The sequence below is a fragment of the Nocardia sp. NPDC050718 genome (genome assembly GCF_040654235.1).
Taxonomy (GTDB): Bacteria; Actinomycetota; Actinomycetes; order Mycobacteriales; family Mycobacteriaceae; genus Nocardia.
The window spans coordinates 51943-70202 of the sequence record NZ_JBFAHQ010000003.1 but is presented as its reverse complement, the minus strand read 5'-3'; the positions used below and the strand labels follow the sequence as shown (position 1 = coordinate 70202).

The 18260-nt window shown below is 67.9% G+C and carries 17 protein-coding genes; 9 read left to right on the top strand and 8 right to left on the bottom strand.

The window, feature by feature from the left end; genetic code table 11:
- Window positions 1–1035: 1035 nt before the first annotated feature.
- The gene (locus AB0H54_RS14665) at window positions 1036–1317 is read right to left on the bottom strand and encodes a hypothetical protein (protein ID WP_357345843.1); all 282 of its coding nucleotides are present in this window, start codon (window positions 1315–1317) and stop codon (window positions 1036–1038) included.
- 78 nt (window positions 1318–1395) lie between these two features.
- Between AB0H54_RS14665 and AB0H54_RS14660 the strand changes: the two genes are divergently transcribed.
- Both AB0H54_RS14660 and AB0H54_RS14655 read left to right on the top strand, forming a co-directional pair.
- Window positions 1396–1800: a hypothetical protein gene (locus tag AB0H54_RS14660; protein ID WP_357345841.1), complete on the top strand. Its 405-nt coding sequence runs from the start codon at window positions 1396–1398 to the stop codon at window positions 1798–1800.
- Window positions 1801–2638: 838 nt separating this feature from the next.
- On the top strand, window positions 2639–3463 hold the full coding sequence (locus AB0H54_RS14655) for a hypothetical protein (protein WP_357345839.1): 825 nt from the start codon (window positions 2639–2641) through the stop codon (window positions 3461–3463).
- 344 nt (window positions 3464–3807) lie between these two features.
- Here the strand turns inward: AB0H54_RS14655 and AB0H54_RS14650 are convergent, their stop codons facing one another.
- Both AB0H54_RS14650 and AB0H54_RS14645 read right to left on the bottom strand, forming a co-directional pair.
- Complete coding sequence (locus AB0H54_RS14650; RefSeq protein WP_357345837.1) at window positions 3808–5706, bottom strand: glycosyltransferase; 1899 nt, start codon at window positions 5704–5706, stop codon at window positions 3808–3810.
- A 113-nt stretch (window positions 5707–5819) separates the two neighbouring features.
- Complete coding sequence (locus tag AB0H54_RS14645) at window positions 5820–6350, bottom strand: GtrA family protein (protein ID WP_357345835.1); 531 nt, start codon at window positions 6348–6350, stop codon at window positions 5820–5822.
- 126 nt (window positions 6351–6476) lie between these two features.
- On the opposite strand from AB0H54_RS14645, the gene AB0H54_RS14640 reads away from it, so the two are divergent.
- Window positions 6477–7445: a glycosyltransferase gene (locus AB0H54_RS14640; protein WP_355284084.1), complete on the top strand. Its 969-nt coding sequence runs from the start codon at window positions 6477–6479 to the stop codon at window positions 7443–7445.
- Window positions 7442–8977 carry a DUF2142 domain-containing protein gene (locus AB0H54_RS14635; RefSeq protein ID WP_357345833.1) on the top strand — a complete coding sequence of 512 codons (1536 nt, stop codon included), beginning with the start codon at window positions 7442–7444 and terminating at the stop codon, window positions 8975–8977. Before AB0H54_RS14640 ends, AB0H54_RS14635 begins: the two co-directional genes overlap by 4 nt.
- 22 nt (window positions 8978–8999) lie before the next feature.
- Here the strand turns inward: AB0H54_RS14635 and rfbB are convergent, their stop codons facing one another.
- Window positions 9000–10001 carry a dTDP-glucose 4,6-dehydratase gene (gene rfbB / locus AB0H54_RS14630; RefSeq protein ID WP_357345831.1) on the bottom strand — a complete coding sequence of 334 codons (1002 nt, stop codon included), beginning with the start codon at window positions 9999–10001 and terminating at the stop codon, window positions 9000–9002.
- Window positions 10002–10325: 324 nt separating this feature from the next.
- On the opposite strand from rfbB, the gene AB0H54_RS14625 reads away from it, so the two are divergent.
- On the top strand, window positions 10326–11039 hold the full coding sequence (locus AB0H54_RS14625; protein WP_357345829.1) for a hypothetical protein: 714 nt from the start codon (window positions 10326–10328) through the stop codon (window positions 11037–11039).
- Window positions 11040–11158: 119 nt separating this feature from the next.
- Here the strand turns inward: AB0H54_RS14625 and AB0H54_RS14620 are convergent, their stop codons facing one another.
- A complete protein-coding gene (locus tag AB0H54_RS14620) occupies window positions 11159–12214 on the bottom strand; it encodes an alpha/beta hydrolase (RefSeq protein WP_357345827.1) in 1056 nt (351 codons plus the stop codon).
- A gap of 236 nt (window positions 12215–12450) precedes the next feature.
- On the opposite strand from AB0H54_RS14620, the gene rfbA reads away from it, so the two are divergent.
- Window positions 12451–13323: a glucose-1-phosphate thymidylyltransferase RfbA gene (rfbA, locus tag AB0H54_RS14615; protein WP_355284764.1), complete on the top strand. Its 873-nt coding sequence runs from the start codon at window positions 12451–12453 to the stop codon at window positions 13321–13323.
- 8 nt (window positions 13324–13331) lie between these two features.
- Window positions 13332–13880: a dTDP-4-dehydrorhamnose 3,5-epimerase gene (gene rfbC, locus AB0H54_RS14610; RefSeq protein WP_357345825.1), complete on the top strand. Its 549-nt coding sequence runs from the start codon at window positions 13332–13334 to the stop codon at window positions 13878–13880.
- 61 nt (window positions 13881–13941) lie between these two features.
- Here rfbC and AB0H54_RS14605 read toward each other — a convergent pair whose 3' ends face one another.
- Window positions 13942–15420: an MFS transporter gene (locus AB0H54_RS14605; protein WP_357345823.1), complete on the bottom strand. Its 1479-nt coding sequence runs from the start codon at window positions 15418–15420 to the stop codon at window positions 13942–13944.
- Window positions 15421–15505: 85 nt separating this feature from the next.
- Here AB0H54_RS14605 and AB0H54_RS14600 point away from each other — a divergent pair, with 85 nt between their 5' ends.
- Complete coding sequence (locus tag AB0H54_RS14600; RefSeq protein ID WP_355284772.1) at window positions 15506–15907, top strand: MarR family transcriptional regulator; 402 nt, start codon at window positions 15506–15508, stop codon at window positions 15905–15907.
- Window position 15908: 1 nt separating this feature from the next.
- Here AB0H54_RS14600 and AB0H54_RS14595 read toward each other — a convergent pair whose 3' ends face one another.
- Together AB0H54_RS14595 and AB0H54_RS14590 are read right to left on the bottom strand one after the other, a co-directional pair.
- Window positions 15909–16754, bottom strand: coding sequence for a helix-turn-helix transcriptional regulator (locus tag AB0H54_RS14595; RefSeq protein WP_357345821.1), 846 nt, complete (start codon window positions 16752–16754; stop codon window positions 15909–15911).
- Window positions 16755–16888: 134 nt separating this feature from the next.
- Window positions 16889–17494, bottom strand: coding sequence for a DUF4282 domain-containing protein (locus tag AB0H54_RS14590; protein WP_357345819.1), 606 nt, complete (start codon window positions 17492–17494; stop codon window positions 16889–16891).
- A 193-nt stretch (window positions 17495–17687) separates the two neighbouring features.
- On the opposite strand from AB0H54_RS14590, the gene AB0H54_RS14585 reads away from it, so the two are divergent.
- Window positions 17688–18185 (top strand): hypothetical protein, encoded by a 498-nt coding sequence (locus AB0H54_RS14585; RefSeq protein WP_357345817.1) that lies wholly within the window; start codon window positions 17688–17690, stop codon window positions 18183–18185.
- Window positions 18186–18260 lie beyond the last annotated feature (75 nt).

Genomic DNA, 18260 nt, shown 5'->3' with positions numbered 1-18260 from the left:
GGCACTCCCCACTTCGGCCAGCCTCCCGCCGGCCCCAGCCAACCTTCCGGTGGCCCCGGCTTCGGCCGACCACCCACAGGCCCCGGGAGCCAACCACCGTCGGGACCCGGAGTGCCCGGATTCGGCCCGGCACCCACCGGTCCCGGCGCCCCCGGCTTCGACCGATCTCCCGCCGATCCGCCCGCCGGATTCGGGCAGTCGTCGGCCACCGGTCCCAGCGCTTCGACACCTGGACACCCCTTGGTGCCCCCACCGGCCGGGTTCGGCGGACCGCCGCCGAGCTTCGGCGAACCGGCCGGTGCTGGGCGACCACACGATGCGGGCGTCGGGCACCCGCAGACGCCGCCCGGGTTCGGCGCGCTGCCGAGTCGAGCGCCCGGTGGAGCCAGGCAGCCGGAATTCCCACCGCCGCACCGCCCTTCGGCCACCGTCTCGTTCGACGGTTTCGCCAGCCCGCCCAATGATGAGCCGCCGGCCGGCGAAGCGAGCGGACCGCTGGGGGCACCGGGCCGATTCGGCCCCGGCGGCAACCCACCGCCGGGCGCACCCGGCCAGCTGGGCGGACCGCCGCCCCAGGGTGGACCCGGCCGGTTCGTCCCGGGTGCCCAGCCACCCCACGGCGCGCCCAGCCACTTCGCTCCGGGTGGTCCACCCCCACACAGCAGTCCGGGCCAGTTCGGTCCCGGTAGCCAGCCACCACCGCACGGCGGCCCCAGCCAACCCGGCCTCGGCGGCCAACCGCCACACGGTGAACCGGGCCAACCCGGCCCCGGCGGACAACCACCGCACGGCGCGCCCGGCTACTTCGGCCCCGCCGGCGGACAACCACCCGGTGAGGCTGGTCGATTCGGGACAGGTGATCACCAGGTCGCGGGAGCACCTGGGCTACTCGGCGGACCGTCACCGCATACGGCCGGCCCTTTCGGCACCGGCGACCATCAGTCCCCAGGAGCACCAGGGCAATTCGGCGGGACGCCACCGCACCCAGCCAGCCCTTTCGGCACCGGCGACCACCAGGTTGCGGGAGCACCCGGGCTACTCGGCGGCCCTGGCCAACCCAGCTTCGGTGGCCAACCACTCGGCGAACCCGGCCAACCTGGCCTCGGCAGCCAACCACACGGTGGCCCCGGCCAAGCCGGCCCAGGCGGCCAACCACCGCACGGCGCGCCCGGCCACTTCGGACCCGGTGGACAACCACCAGGTGAGCCTGGCCGATTCGGGACGGGTGATCACCAGGTCGCGGGAGCACCAGGGCAATTCGGCGGGACGCCACCGCACGGTGCCGCCCCGTTCGGTCCCGATGGTCAACCACCGCACGGGCATTCGCCTGAGGGAGCACCGGGTCGGTTCGGGCAGCCGCCGCAGGGCGGGCCGGGGCAGTTCGGTGGGCCTGCGGTGAGCGGGGCGCAGCAGGGGACGAATCCGCCTGGGCTGACGGTGGATTCGTCGTATGTGTGGGCCTCGTTCATGCTGGCGCTGGTGAAGCCGAAGATCTTCGTCAACGGGCAGCCGGTGCCGGATGCGCGGTGGGGGCAGACGCATGTGCCGGTGGGGCCGGGGCAGTATCACGTGCGGGTGGTGACGCCGTGGCTGTTCGATATGGGGCCCGCGGAGATCCAGGTGCCGGTCGGGCCGGGGCCGGGGAGCAAGGTGTACTACCGGTCGCCGGCGGCGGTGTTCTTCCAGGGCGCGATCGGGTGGGAGCCGCAGAAGACGCCGGGGGTGATCTTCCTGTGGCTGCCGTTCGCGGTGCTCGGGGTGTTCTTCCTGCTGACGTTGTTGCTGGTCCTGCTCGGCTGATCGAAGAAGCCACGCGCGAACAGCGCGGGTGCTGTGCCCGGGCTGTCCGCGCTTTCCAGCCAGGAGAGCTGTATGCGACCATCGCAGCCATGCGGGGGATGCTAGAAGCTCGGTCCATGAACGCCTCATGGACCGAACCAATCAAGACCTGCTCTTCCGCATCTCAAGGCAGCACGCCGGATCAGCGCCAACGATTTCGCCGCAACGACTCTGATCGACCTCAGACATAGCCTGGCCGAGATGGCGCCACCATGGGTGCCGACTCCTATCCAGGCGATTGCCACACGAGCGCGCCCTTTAGCGTTCTCCGCCGCGGCCTAACGGCGACCAGCACACACGTCGCCCTGCGCCTCTGATCGCCAACACAGCTTGCACAGGCGGGGCGGTAGCGGACATCCGCCTCAGCCAGAAGAATCTAGGTATGGCGGCCGGTCCAACCAGGCCAGAGCGGCTACATGGTCGTCAACCCCACGCTGCAACCATGACCGACCTACAGCACGACTACTCGAATCATCCTTGAGAGGCCGTCAAAGCCACGCCAACGCCAAGACACGATGACGCGACACACCGTCATCAGTTGATCTTCGACGACCTGCTGCCACCGCCTCGATCATGACAACGACCTGCGGTAATGCAGTCGCCGTATCGCTCGGTGGCGCATCAACCCGCCCGTCACGTCATCGGAGGCGTGTTGCAGATGGATTCGAACCGGTGTCAACCTAGATTCGGATAGCACAAACCAACTAAGTTGGCATCAGGGCCTTCGGGGGAAGTGGTGGACGAATCATCAAACCGCAACAGGGTCACTTGGTTGCGATCCGAAATGCGCACTGTAGCCATGGATGTAACCCCACAGCAGGCCGAAACTTGGCTCGCCAAGAACGTATCCAACCGGCCGATCAGCCGTGGATTCGTTGCGCTGCTTGCGAATGCCATAGCTAGAGGAGAGTGGCAATACACCCATCAGGGTATCGCGTTCGATGTCCATGGCAATCTGATCGACGGACAGCATCGCCTCGCCGCGATCGTAAAGGCCGGTGTCCCCGTCCGAATTCAGGTCAGTTTCGACGTCGACCCTGCGGCATTCTCAGTTGTCGACACCGGGCGGAAGCGAAATGCTAGGGATGTTCTCGCCTTGCGTGGCGAGGCTAACTCCTCTTACCTCGCATCAGCCCTCCGAGTTCACCACCTCTACACCCACAGTCCAAATTCAGTGTGGAGTGGCGCATCATCGATGATCACAAACGAGCAGATCGTCAGCTTCCTGGAAGCACACCCCGATATGAGGACGTCCGTCGAGCTGGGGCGTGCCTTCAACAAGTCTTTCCGCATACTCGTTCCAGCTGCAGCAGTCGGGCACTACCTGACAACCACACAGCGCCGTGACATCGATCAGAACGAATGGGTCGAAGGACTGATAACCGGAGCAAATCTCGAGCCATTCGACCCGCGGTTGATGCTCCGCAATGTCATGCTCCGCTTCGGAACGCGGCGGTCCCGTGTACGCGCAGATGGTTCACGCAATCAGCTACATCTGTATCTCAAGGCTTGGAACGGATGGGTACACGGGGCAGAGTTCCGCCAACTCAACATAAAGGCCGGGGAGTCCATGCCCACCGTTACCAACCGAACGTCGGTGCAACGAGGATCGTCAACAGCCTAGGCACCTCCAATTCAGCGACTTAGATTACAGGTCGACCGTCAGCAAATCGATCTTCTAGCGGGACGAGATCCTATGGACGCGGACACGGTGCTGAATGCCGTCGCAGTCCTGACCGCGGGAACCGCGACGACTAGGATTGTCCTCTACTGGCTCGCACTCCAGGGCGCAGCACCTGAAAAGCGCGCCGAAATACTTCGTGCACTTTCGGGGCTATTTCGTACGTTACCCCCAGGACCACCACAGAGCGCTGACGGCAACCAACCGGGCGGGAACAAAGACGACGAGCGGAGGACTTGAAGCCCGCCTCCAACAGAGAAGCCCTCCGCTCGACGCCCGGTTTCACCTCAGCTGGGATCGATCCCGTAGAGCCTGGCCCAGTTCTCGCGGCTGGTGAGCTCGGGCACCGCGTTCCGGTACGCGGCCTGCAGCGCGGGCAGTTCCTTGCGGAGCTTGCGCAGGGTGCGGTAGGTGCGGATGAGCAGGGCGCGGGCGCGCGCCTTGTCGCGGCGGCGCACGCGCACGCCGGACTGGGAGGCGTCGGTGACGACCACGTGGTCGAACAAGCCGACGTGCCACCAGTGCGCGTCCTCGCGGGTGACGCCGATCAGGCCGGGCTGGGTGCGCCCGGTCCACTGCGTGATCGCGCGCTTGATCAGCACCAGGGTGACCCGGCTCGGCTCACCGCTGGCGCGGCGGACCTGGATGTCGGCGGAGTTCACCGGCGGGGTCGCGGCGGGGTGCTTGATGGTCTCGGGGTAGTCGCCGCGGGTGCCGCGAGCCGCCGCCAGGGCGTCGATGCCGCCGTCGCGCAGCACCTGCGGACCCTTCATGAAGTCTTCGATGCCCTGCAGCGTGGTGTGCACCAGGCCGTACTGCATGCCGACCAGGTGCTCGGCGATGTAGCGGAAGAAGTCCTTGGTGATCGCCTTGGCGTCGAGATCGGTGTGCAGGGCGCCGACGATGAGCGAGTTACGGGTGGAGAAGTAGCGCGCCCAGTCGTCGTAGTCCTTCCAGTAGAAGTCGGCGTGCCAGACGGCGGCGTTGGGCAGGGTGACGGTGACGAAACCGTGCTCGCGCGCGCGGATGCCGTACTCGACGTCGTCCCACTGGAAGAAGATCGGCACCGGCAGACCGATCTTGGCGACCACCTCGGCCGGGATCAGGCAGGTCCACCAGGCGTTGTAGCCCGCGTCGACGCGGCGCTCCTGGTTCTTCTTGAGCATGGAGGTGTTGCGCAGCGCCTTGGGCACCTTCTGCCCGTGCTTGAGCTCGTGCAGGTGCACCTCCTCCGCGCCGACGTTGAGGTAGTCGGGGTTGAGCAGGAACAGCATCTGCGCGCCGACCAGCGTCGGTTCGACGGTCAGGTTGGCGAAGGCCTGCAGCCGCAGCACGGTCTCGGGCTCGCAGAGGATGTCGTCGTCCATCAGGATGACGTCGGCGTGCTCGTTGGCCGCCGACACCTCGTAGAGGCCGCGGGTGAAGCCGCCCGCGCCGCCGAGGTTGGGCTGGCGGATATAGCGCAGCTTGTCGCCGAAGTCGGGGCGCACCTGCTGGAACAGCGGGCGGTTCTCGACCAGGTCGGTGCCCTGGTCGACGACGTAGACGGCGTCGATCGCGGCCAGCACGGTCGCGTCGGAGGCCAGCGCGGCCACGGTGTGCGCGCAGTCCTCGGCGCGGTTGAAGGTGCAGATCGCGATCGCGACCGGGCGGACCTTCTCCGGCGCCTGCGTGGTCCAGGCGAGATCGGTGATGTCGACGGCGCCGCCGATGGCGTCGAACTCGAGCCACAGCGCGCCACCGTCGACGTACTGGTCGAGCGGGGCGCTCAGGCTGACCCGGCCGCTGCTGGTCGCCACCAGCGAGGCGATGATGCGGCGGTGGCCCGCGATGTCGGAGGCGACCAGGCGCACGTTGGCCTTGTCACCGACCTCGAGGGTCGCGTTCACGGTCACCTCGGTGACGGTGGTCCAGCGCTGCCAGTAGCTGGCCGCGAAACGGCCGAAGTAGGTATTGGTGTGCGCGGTGGCGCCCTTGGGCAGGTGCAGTGCCAGGCGCTCGCGGACCGCGGCGCCGCCCTTGACGACGGCGTAGAGCTCGTCGCTCACCCGCGCCGACGGGCCGGTGAAGATGCCCCTGGCCAGCACCAGCCGCTCCGGCGCCGCGTGTTCGCCACGCAGCGATTCCGGCGCGGCCTCGCGCCGATCGTTCGATTCGGTCACGGCTCCCGAAGCCGACTGTTCCATGAAGTCCTCGAAATTCTCGGTATCGACTGCGCCGACGCAAGCAGTCAGGTGAAGAAAAGGGGCGGCGCGGCAGGCGGGGGTGAGGATATCAATCACCCGCCGACGTCGCGCCGTCAGTGAGGCGTCGCCGCACCCCGCGCGTGTTGCTCCTCGGTTGCCGAGGAGCCGGTGAAGACGAATTTGTCGTAGGCCCAATAGCGGAAGACGACCGCGACGATCTGCCCGATCAGCGTGCCGGAAATGTTGTCCGACAGCGGGCTGGACAGTTCGAGCACATAGCGGGAAAAGCCGAGGCAGCCGAGTTGCAGCCCGATCGCGACGACATTGAAGACCGCGTACAAAAGGTATTCGCGACCCGGGTTGTCGGTCTTCTTGTGGGAGAAGGTCCACCACTTGTTGCCGAAGTAGGTAACCACCGTCGCCACCGCGATCGCGATGATCTTGGCGAGCAGCGGCGAGTGATACAGCACACCTTCGGTGAAGGTGATTCCGCCACCCCAGAAGACCAGCAGGTTGTAGGTGCCCGCGTCGACCAGGAAACCGATCGCGCCGACGACGAGGAACGCGGCGCCCTGCCGCAGCGCCGTCACCACCTTCGACATCAACGACGTGGGAACCGGCTCGGACAACTCGGGGTGGGACACGGGCCGACCGTACACCGATGGCCCGTTCGGTCCCGCGTTAAGCTCGCTGAACCGGGTGAGCGGATCGGACGTGCGCTGTGTACCCTCCCGGTGTCCCACTGCTGCCTACATCGAGGATTGACCCGGGTGGACTCCACCGAGCTTCGCATTGCCGCCGTGGTCCCCTGCCACAACGAAGAGGCCGCGGTCGCCAAGGTCGTCGCCGACCTGAAGGCCGCCGTGCCGGGGATCGTCGTCTACGTCTACGACAACCTGAGCACCGACCGCACCGCCGAATGCGCCCGCGAGGCCGGGGCGATCGTGCGCTACGAGAACACCAAGGGCAAGGGCAACGTGGTGCGCCGCGCCTTCGCCGACATCGAGGCCGACGTCTACCTGATGATCGACGGTGACGACACCTACGAGGCGTCCGCGGCGCCGCTGATGATCAAGACGCTGCTCGACGGCCCCTACGATCACGTGCTCGGTGTGCGCAAGCAGGACGACAGCGACACCAGCGCCTACCGCTCCGGCCACGAGACCGGCAACAAGGTGCTCAACGGCGTCGTCGGCAAGGTCTTCGGCGAGAACGTCGAGGACATGCTGAGCGGCTTCCGGGTGTTCTCGCGCCGCTTCGTCAAGAGCTTCCCGGCCGTGTCCCGCGAGTTCGAGATCGAGACCGAGCTGACCGTGCACTCGCTGCACCTGCGGGTGCCGCAGACCGCGGTGCAGGTCGGTTTCCGTGACCGCCCGGCGGGCAGCGAGTCCAAGCTGCGCACCTACCGCGACGGCACCAAGATCCTGGCGCTGATCCTCGGCCTGGCCCGGCACGAGCGCCCGGTGGCGTTCTACGGCCTGTTCGGCACGCTGGCCTGGCTGGTGTCGCTGATCCTGACCGTCCCGATCGTGGTCGAGTTCTACGACACCCACGAGGTGGCGCGGTTCCCGACGCTGTTCTTCGCGTTCACCCTGATGCTGCTCGGCAGCCTCGCGTGGACCGCGGGCATGATCCTCGACGGCATCCGCCGGTCCCGCCACGAGGCGGCACGCCTGGTCTACCTGCGGTATTCGGCCGCCGGTGCGCACGACGACGTCGCCGCCGGAGACCGTCGGTGACGACTTCCACCGAGCCGGACACCGCCGTCGAGCTCAGCAAGACCGCACCGCCCGCACCGAGCGCCAAGGATCGCGTCCTCGCGCCGGTCCGCACCCTGACCGCCAGGCTGGGCGCGGCCACGGTCGCCTTCGCGGTGGTCGCCACCGTGTTCGGCGCCCTGTTCGCCGTGCTCACGCCGCCGTTCTGGGGTCACGACGAGCTGACCCAGTTCGGCCGGGCCTACCAGGTTGCGCACGGCGGGGTGCTCCCGCAGCGCATCGCCGACGACCGCGGGGTCGCCTACGGCGGCCAGATCCCGGTCAGCGTGGACGCGCTGATGGGCTACGCCTTCCGCGACTACAACGACAACCCCGACGAGCCCGACGCGATGGTGGCCGACCCCGGCGCCTACGACCAGCTCGGCGCGGCCGAGATCGGCTCGGCCACCAAGCAGATGTGGTTCACCAACACCGCCGCGTACTCGCCGGTGCCGTACGTGCCCGCCGCCGTCGGCATCCGGCTCGGTGAGGCGCTCGGCCTGAACGTCGGCGGGATGTACCTGCTGACCAGGCTGGCCGGGCTGGTGGCCTACCTGGCCGTGGTCGGCTTCGCGCTGTACGCGCTGCGCGAGCGGCGCAGTCAGTGGCTGGTGTTCACCGTCGCGGTGCTGCCGATCGCGCTGTTCCAGGCGGGGACCGTCACCGCGGACACGCTCACCAACGCGCTCGCGATCATGGTGTCGGCGCTGTTGCTGAAGGCGCTGTTCATCGGTGACCGGCTGCGACCGGTGGAAACCGGCGCGCTGCTGGCCGCCACGATCGCGCTGCCGCTGAGCAAGCCGACTTATGTGCTGCTGGCGATGCTCGTCGTGGTCGTCCCGGCCGACCGGCTCGGTTTCACCGGGAAACTCAAGCTGATTCCGTGGGCATTCGCGGCGACGGGCGGCGCGCTTTTCCTCGCGTGGACCAAGATCGCCGCGCCGACTGGCGAGGGAATGGGCCTGATGCGGCCGCCGCACCAGTGGTACGAGGTGCGCCCGGGTGATCAGCTGAAGGGAATCCTCAGCGACCCGGCGCAATTCGTGCACACCTTCGGTGAGAGTATCGCGTTGCGGGATCACCGCTGGTTCAACCAGTTCTTCGGGGAACTCGGATTCGCGTATGTCGACGTGCCCGCCGTCTCCATGCTGGCGTGCCTGATCGCGTTCGCGGTGAGTTTCGGTATCGCCGACCGGATGAACACCGCGACAGCCACTTTCCGGCGCACGCTGATCGTGGCGCTGACCGTACTGGCGAGCGTCGCGATGATCTACGTGACGTTGTACATGTCTTTCACGCCGGTCGATTTCTACATCATCGACGGTGTGCAGGGCCGGTATTTCGTGCCGCTGGCGATCATGGGGCTGGCCGTCGTCGCCCGCTGGGTGCCCCTGCGGCTCACCGATTCCGAGGGTGTGATTCCCACGCGCGCGACGGCGATCACCGTCACCTGCGCGTCGGTTTTCGCGCTGATCGGCGCGGCCGCGACGTATTACACCGTCGTCTGGGGATAACTCCCCGGACGACGGCGCGGACTCAGAGCGTCTTTTCGCCCGCCGCCGCGTAGGCGCTTTCGGTGGCGGCCTTCTTGGGCCGCCACCAGTCCTCGTTCTCGCGGTACCAGGCGATGGTGTCGGCGAGCCCGGCCCGGAAGTCCGCGTACCGCGGTGACCAGCCCAGTTCCTCGCGCAGCAGGCTCGCGTCGATGGCGTAGCGCTGGTCGTGGCCGGGGCGATCGGTCACGTGGTCGAAGTCGGTGGGTTCGCGATCGAAGGCCCGCAGGATGAGCTGGACGACGCTGAGATTGTCGAGTTCGCCGTCGGCGCCGATGAGGTAGGTCTGCCCGGTCCGGCCGCGGTCGAGAATGTCCCAGACCGCGCGATTGTGGTCGTCGACGTGGATCCAATCGCGCACCTGGTGACCGGCGCCGTAGAGCCGGGGCCGCACGCCGTCGATCAGATTGGTGATCTGGCGCGGGATGAATTTCTCGACGTGCTGATACGGCCCGTAATTGTTGGAGCAGTTCGACAGGGTCGCGCGGACACCGAACGAGCGGGTCCAGGCGCGGACCAGCAGATCGCTGCCCGCTTTCGTCGCCGAATACGGGCTCGACGGGTTGTAGGCGGTGGATTCGGTGAAGGCCGGGTCGTCCGGGGTGAGATCGCCGTACACCTCGTCGGTGGAGACGTGGTGGTAGCGCACGTCGTGCCTGCGCACGGCCTGCAGCAGCGAGTAGGTGCCGACGATATTGGTCTGCACGAACGGCCACGGCTCGGCCAGCGAGTTGTCGTTGTGCGATTCGGCCGCGAAATGCACGACCGCGTCGACGCCGCTGACCAGATTGTCGACCAGGTCCAGATCGGCGATGTCGCCGTGCACGAATTCGATCCGGTCGGCGACCGAATCCAGCGACGCGCGGTTACCCGCGTAGGTGAGGGCGTCGAGGACGGTCACGTGCACATCCGGGCGCGTGGCCACGGTCTGCTGGACGAAATTCGCACCGATGAACCCGGCCCCGCCGGTTACGAGCACTCGCACCCGGCCAACGATACGTGCTCGCCGGCGCTCTTCAGGACAGGAGGTGGGCCGGAATGCGATGCTGTACAGCGTCCGACCTGTGACGTCCCAGATATATTCACTGTGACGTCCATCACTGTGGAGCGCGCCAGGTTACGACTTCGGGTCTGGTTTCCTGAGAAAAACCCCGGTCATCGCTCAGGTTTCGAGCAGCGCACTGGTACTGGGGTATCAACGGTGAACGGAATTTGAATAGACGGTCACACCGGGTTCACCGCTCGTTAGCTGCGAGGGATTTTGATCAGCGGGTCCCCTCCGAACGCTCCAACATCGAGGTTCCACAAAATGCTGATGAGGAAATTCGCCGCCACCTCGGCGCTGCTGATCGCTGCCATGGGCGTCACCGCCGGCACCGTCAACGCCGCGCCGGTCGAAGAGGCCGCTCCGATCAACTACTCCGCCGAGGTCGTCGACGAGAAGGCCGTCATCACCACCGATGCGGGCTCGCTCGTCGTCGAGGACGGCATCTTCAAGATCAAGGCCGCCAACGGCACCACCGTCGCCGGTAGCCCGCTGTCCTTCCGCCTCGACGAGTTCGAGTTCCCGATCGCGGCCGAAATCTCGGGCAACAAGGCCGTCCTGGCTCCGCAGCTGGACCCGGCTCAGGCCGTCTACAAGCCCGTCGCCCTGCCGTTCGAGAACCAGGCTCCCTGGAAGAACGAGTACGAGCGCGAGCAGGCCGCCTGGAGCCGCATGACCTCCACCATCTCCATGGGCGCCACCATCGGCACCCTGGTCGGTGGCCTCGGCGGCGCAGCCCTCGGTTGCATCGCCGGCGCCGGCGCCGGCCTGGTCGCCGGTGGCGTCCTGGGCGCGATCTTCGGTGCCGTCCCCGGCGGTATCGGTGGCTGCGTCGTCGGCGCGACCACGATCGGCGCCTTGGGCGTCATCCTGGGCCAGATCTTCGTGACTGCCCCGTTCGCGATCGGTGCCGCGATCCAGTACTTCATCACCATCACCCAGCCGGTTCCCACCCCGGCTCCCTCGCCGGCCAAGTAATTCGGCCAGCACCCCATCAGCAAGGGGCCCCGGTTCGGAGAAATCCGAACCGGGGCCCCTTGTTTCGTTTCCCGGGAGGCTCGGCCGGCCGACCGTGGTCAAGACCGTCCGAGCCGTACTCAGGCCGTGCGAGCCCGCTGCGCGGGCTCCAGCGCCACCCGCACGAACTTGGCGACCCGGCCGAGCGCCGAACGGCTCTCCGGCATGCTCGGCAGGATGCTCATGAAGGCGTGCACCTGGCCGCGCCACAGCTCGAGGATGACCGGCACGCCCGCGGCGGTCAGCCGGTGGGCCATCAGCTCGCAGTCGTAGCGCAGCAGCTCGTCCTCGGCGGCGATGAGCAGCACCGGCGGCATCCCGGTGAGCTCGGCGTTGACCGGGGACAGCGCCGGGTCGAGCGGACCGGTGGCCTCCGCGCCCAGCCGGACGACGGCCTCCAGACCCGACAGCGGGATGTAGGCGTCACGCGTGACGTTGACGTATCCCTCCTTGGCCCGGTAGTCGAGATCGAGCAGCGGGCTCAGCCCGACCAGCGCCGCGGGCAGCGGCAGGCCGATTTCCCTGGAGCGCAGCGCGGTGGCGAAGGTGAGGAAGCCACCGGCGGAGTCGCCCGCGAAGACGATCTTGGCCGGGTCGGCGCCGTGGCGCAGCAGCCAACGGTAGGCGAGCACGCAGTCGTCGATCGACTCGGTGATCGCGCGACCGGGCAGCTGCCGGTATTCGACATTGAGCACGGCCAGCCCGGTCCGCCGCGCGATCCCGGCGACGATCGCCCGGTGCGACTCCAGGCCGCCGACGGCGAAACCGCCGCCGTGCATGTACAGCACCGCGCCGTGGCGCAGCGCGCGCGATCCGCCCGCGGGCCGGACCATCTCCATCCGGAAGCCGTCCAGCTGGATCTGCTCGCGCTCGATGCCGTGCGGTTCCGGCCGCAGCCGCGACAGCAGGTCGACGGCGACGGCGCCGATCGGGATGGTCGCCCGGTTGATCGGCACGGTCCGCAGCAGCGGCCCGATGACGCCGACGCACGCGCCCATCAGCACGCGCGACGAGGTACTCGTTCGCCCGGAATTGACGATGATGCCCTGTTCGGGCCCCCGCGCCGGCTTCTTCCCCACGACAGCGGCGGCGATCCCGCCCACCACACCCGGCCCGGCGATCTTCGACGATCCCATCGCGCACCTACCTCACAGCTGGCGCGTCACCCCCCACCAGGCTGGCCCGGTACGGATGTCCACGCTGACATCTAACATAGTGATGTTTCACACATCGACGCTCACATAATCAGATAAGCGCCTTGCCTGTCCCAGTTATCGCCCGACACACCCGGATACGAAACGTTCGTGACCAATTCGTCGACGTGTCGGAACCTCCCCGACTCCGCGGCGAGGAGAGCTGGCACACTTCCCCCATGCGCGGAATCATCCTGGCGGGCGGCACCGGTTCGCGGCTGCACCCCATCACGCGCGGGGTGAGCAAGCAGCTCGTCCCGGTCTACGACAAGCCCATGGTCTACTACCCGTTGTCCACCCTCATGTTGGCAGGGATCGACGACATTCTGGTGATCACCACGCCGGAGGACGCCGACGCGTTCGCCCGGCTGCTCGGTGACGGCAGTCAGTTCGGCGTCGCCATCAGCTACGTGGTCCAGCCCGAACCCGACGGACTCGCGCGCGCGTTCGTGCTGGGTGCCGACCACATCGGCAGCGAGCCCGCGGCCCTGGTGCTCGGCGACAACATCTTCCACGGCCCCGGCCTCGGCGCCAGCCTGGAACGCTTCCACGACATCGACGGCGGCGCGGTGTTCGCCTACTGGGTCAAGGACCCGACCGCCTACGGCGTGGTGGAGTTCGAGCAGGGCCGCGCGGTCTCCATCGAGGAGAAGCCGAAGAAGCCGCGCTCGAACTACGCGATCCCCGGCCTCTACTTCTACGACAACGACGTGGTGCAGATCGCCCGCGAGCTGCGGCCGTCGGCGCGCGGCGAGTACGAGATCACCGATATCAACCGCGCCTACCTGGAGCAGGGCAAGCTCAGCGTCGACGTGCTCGCCCGCGGCACCGCCTGGCTCGACACCGGCACCTTCGACTCGCTGCTCGACGCCGCCAACTACGTGCGCACGATCGAGGAACGGCAGGGCCTCAAGATCGGCGTGCCCGAGGAGGTCGCCTGGCGACGCGGGCTGATCGGCGACGACCAGCTGTGCGAGCTGGCCGAACCGATGGTGCGCTCCGGCTACGGCCGCTATCTGCTCGATCTGATCGACCGCGGGAAAGACTGGTAACTACAGGCATGCAGATCCGTGAACTGGCCATCCCCGGCGCGTGGGAGGTGACGCCCCGCCTGCTCGGCGACGACCGCGGGATGTTCTGTGAGTCGTTCAAGGCCTCGGAGTTCGAGAAGGCCACCGGCCGTCCGTTCGAACTGCACCAGGTGAACACCTCGGTCTCGGCGGCGGGCGTGCTGCGCGGCATCCACTACACCGAGGACCCGCCCGGGCAGGCCAAGTACGTGACCTGCGTGCGCGGCGCGTTCCTGGACGTGGTGGTCGACCTGCGGCCCGGCTCGCCGACCTACGGCCGCTGGGACAGCGTCCTGCTCGACGACGTGCACCGCCGCTCGGTGTTCCTGTCCGAGGGCCTCGGCCACGCCATCCTCTCGCTGGAGGACCGCTCGACGGTCACCTACCTGTGCTCGCTCGAGTACACCCCCGAATTCGACCGGGACATGGACGCCTTCGACGCCCGCCTCGGCATCGACTGGCCGACCGAGGGCCGCGACGGCACCCCGCTCACCTATATCCGCTCCGCCAAAGACGAAGTGGCTCCGCCTTTTTCCTGATCCACGTGAAACGTCGAACGGCCCCACCTGGGAAAAGGTGGGGCCGTTCGGCGTTGTGCGGTCAGGCGACCGGCTCGAGCAGCTTCTCCTCGGCGGCGGGCGCGTCGACGACCGACGACCGGCGACGCGGCAGGAAGACCGTCAGGGCGACCAGCGCGCCGACGATGGTGACGCCCGCGGCGAACTCGAGGCCCGGCCGGTAGGTGTCGAGCATCTGCTGCGGCGTCGCGCCCGCGCCGTGCGCGCCGGAGGTGACGATCGCGGTGGTCACCGCGAGCACGATCGCCGCGCCGACCTGCATGGAGGTCTGCAGCACACCGGCCGCCAGACCCTGCTCGTCGTCGTCGATACCGCTGGTGGCCTGCACGTTGATCGCCGGGAAGCCGACCCAGCCGATGCCGATCAGCAGGATGGCGGGCAGCAGCACGGTCAGGTAGTCCGGCGCGGTGTCGACCCGCAGGAACAGCAGGTAGCCAACGGCCATCACGGACATGGTGACGGCGATGACCGGCCCGGTGCCGAAGCGGTCGATCAGCTTCTCCGAGAAGAACGCCGACCCGACGACCAGGATGCCGACCGGCAGCAGTGCCATCGCCAGCTTCAGCGCGGACCAGTCCAGCGAGTCCTGCAGGTACAGGGTGACGATGAACTGCCAGCTGAAGTACGAGCCGGCGACCGCGATGATGGCCAGGCTGGCCCGCACCAGCGACACCTTGCGCAGGATGCCCAGCCGCACCAGCGGGTGCTTCACCCGCTGCTCGGTGATCACGAACGCGGCGAACAGGGCGATGACGGCGAGGAACGAGCCCAGCGTGCGGACCGAGGCCCAGCCGACCTCCGGCGCGGTGACCACGGTGTAGACCAGCAGCAGCATGCCCGCGGTGGACAGCAGCGCGCCGAGCAGATCGTGTCCGCCCTCCTCGGCCTTACCGTCCTTGGGCACCAGCACGAAGGCGGCGACCAGCGCGGCCAGGGCGATCGGGACCGGGAGCAGGAAGGTCCAGCGCCAGCCGACGCCGGTCATCAGGCCGCCGAACAGCAGGCCCATCGAGTAGCCGCCCGCGCCGAACACGGTGTAGATGGACAGCGCCTTGTTGCGCGCCTTTCCTTCGGCGAAGGTCGTGGTGATGATCGACAGGCCGGTGGGCGCGGTGAACGCGGCGGCCAGGCCCTTGATGAAGCGGGTGACGATCAGCAGCGTCGGATCGCTGACCAGGCCACCGATCAGGGAGGCGATCGCGAACACCGCCAGGGCGATGAGGAAGACCTTGCGGCGCCCGAGCAGGTCGGCCGTGCGGCCGCCGAGCAGCAGCAGGCCGCCGTAACCGAGGACGTAGCCGCTGACGAGCCACTGCAGGGTGGAGGTGGACAGATCGAGCTCGGCGCCGATGGACGGCAGCGCCACGCCGATCATCGAAACGTCGAGACCGTCGAGGAACAGGACGATGCACAGGGTGATCAGCATGCCCCAGAGCCGGGCGGACCATCTGGTCGGATCGGTCGCCTGATCTGCGGCCGAGAGCGTTGCTGGCGAAGTCATGCGAGGGACATTACATGCGTACGCATTAAATGCCAACACATTAAATGCGGTTGCATGGAGATGTCGGGACCACTAAGATGGGGCCATGTCGAACCCGGCCACAGCATCAGCTCGGCGCAATGGAGCGCCCACCGAGCTGGTCGGCCAGTGGCGCGAACTGCTCGGACGGCACGCCGCCGTGAGTTGCGCACTGGAGAAGGCGCTTCAGCACGAACACCGCATCGGACTCAGCGAGTTCGAGACCCTCGATCGACTGGTCGACGCGGACTGTCAGAAGTACCGGATGACCGAGCTGGCCGGTGACATCTACCTGAGTCAGAGCGCGCTCTCGCGCGCGGTGGCCAGACTGGAACGCGACGGCCTGGTCGAGCGCACCATGTGCGCCGAGGACCGCCGCGCCATCTTCGTCCGGCTCACGGAAAAGGGCAGGGCGGTCTACGACCGTGCCCTGCCCACGCACCGTTCGGTGCTCGCCGACTCCTGGTGAGTTACAGCGCGCCGGACGCCGCCGCGCTGATGTCGGTGAACGCGCCGCGATAGCGGTCGTAGTCGTTCGGCTTGTCCAGGTAGGCCGAGCCGGCGAAGGTCTCCACGAAGACCACCGGCGGCTCCGGCCGGTCCAGCGAACCGTCGATGCCGAAGTCGAGGATCACGAACCGGCCCGACTCCAGCCCCGCGTGGTACCCGGTATCGCCGGGGACCACCTGGATTCGCACCGAGTCCAGCTCGGCCAGCTCGCGCAACCACGCGCGCTGGCCAGCGAGCACCCGGTCGTCACCGATGCGCCTGGTCAGCACCGCTTCGGCGAGCACGACCTGGAGCCGCAGCGGCGCCTGCGCGCGGGTGATCAGCGCCTGCCGGGCAGCGCGGACGCGCAGCCTGCGCTCCAGCTCCTCCTCGGTCAGGCCGGGAACGGTCTGCTCGAGCAGCGCCCTGGTGTAGTCCTCGGTCTGCAGCAGCGCCGGGACCAGGCCGTCCTCGTAGATCGACAGGCCGGTCGCGGCTTCCTCGAGGCCGATGTAGACCTCGAAGCCCTCCGGGATCACATCGCCGTAGCTCGTCCACCAACCCCGTGCCTTGGTTTCGCGAGCCAGCGCGGCCAGCGGCTCGACGAGCTCGGCCGGCGCGCCGTACACCTTGCACATGGCCTCGACGTCGAGGCTGCGCAACGACGTCTGCCCCGTCTCGATCCGCCAGATCTTCGCTTCCGACCACTCGAGTTGCGCCGCCGCGGTCCTGGTCGTCATCCGCGCCTGATTGCGCAGGTCACGTAAGTGCCTGCCCAGCTGCCTGCGCGGCATCGTCGAACCGGTGACGCCCTGTGGTGAAGCCATACTGCCCCCCTGTATCCAAATCCGGTCTCCCCCATCTCTTTCGGAGACCGCCCTACGCAGCCGACAATAGGCGTCGGATCTGCGTACGGATTGTTTCACAATGAATCGGACAACGCGCACCACATACTTCGGGGCTACTTCTTCTTGCGGAACCGCCAGAACTGCACGGCGCGGACATCCTCGGAGAGCTGGTTCACCGGCTCGGCGACATCGGAGAGCGCCTGGAACAGTCCGTCGGCCAGGTCACTGATGTGCTCGACCCGCCCGGCCAGCCGGGCCGCGTTGTCGGCGAACTCGAGCATCAGGCGCACCGAGGCCGCGATGGTCAGCCCCAGCGGGACGGCGACCAGCGCGGCGAGGATGCCGAGCAGCACCGAGGCCTTCCACATCAGCACGGTGAGGGCCACCGGGACGCCGATACCGAAGGAGACGACGCCGAGGATGTAGGCCAGCGGCAGCAAGGTCCTGGTCGCGGGCCTGCGGAACTGGACATCGAGCAGCGAGCGCAGGACTTCGGCGGCCCATTGCTTGGCGGATCCGGTGCTCCGGAACGGGTCGTCGAAGCCCGCGTCGCGCGGCATGTCCGAATCGTCCGGAAATTCGCCGCCGTCGGCGGTCGGCGCCTGCCGCGCCCCCGCGCGCTTCACGTCGGTCTCTTTCCAAGAGAGCCACCGTGATTCGGCTTCGAACTCCTCGGGTTCCTCGCCGGGAGACGAGGTGGTGCCCGGTGCGTCGGTCATGGTCGAAATCCTGCCCGTTTTCGGGCCGCACGCCAAGCCGGTTCGCATCCCTTCGCCGATAGCGAAGGTGTGCGAACTGAGACGAAGCAGACACTCTCGAATATTTTTCGGCAACGGCGTAACGAGACTGCCACCCCCGGCCGATACGACCCATGAACGCAGGAACAGAGCTCTTCGGGGAATGGAGAACACAGTGCGCACGACGTTTCCGACCACCACCACGGGCACCGAGAAGGGTGCCGCCGCGCAGGAGTACGCCGCGCGGGGCTGGACGGTTGCCGAAACGGCCAACGGCCTGTGCTTGATCACCGACGATGACATCTCGGCCATCGAGGTCACCGGTGAGATGGCGGGCGAGGTCCGCCGCTTCCTGCGCGCCAACAACCTGTCCGGCCCCGTGATCGAGATCCCGGGCCAGGAGCGTCGCGAGATCCACCTGGTCACCGGCATCCGCAAGGCCGCCATGGCGATCGAGGCCATGCGCGAGGCCGGTGTCGTCGTGCACACCGACGGTGCCAGCATCCCGCTGCCCCCGACCCAGCTCGCCGCCGGCTCCGCCGCCTGGGGCGTCGCCCCGTCCGAGGCCCGCTGGGTGCCGCCGGTCGTCGCCCTCGGTGCCGCCGTGCGCGCCGCCGCGACCCGCAAGCGCGCCACGCTGACCACCACGTCCGCGCTGACCCTGGCCAGCTGAGGCAGCAAAGCACCGCAGACCCGCTACCGCGACGCCTCCCCGACGTCGCGGTAGCGGGTTTTCGGCGTTTCCGGA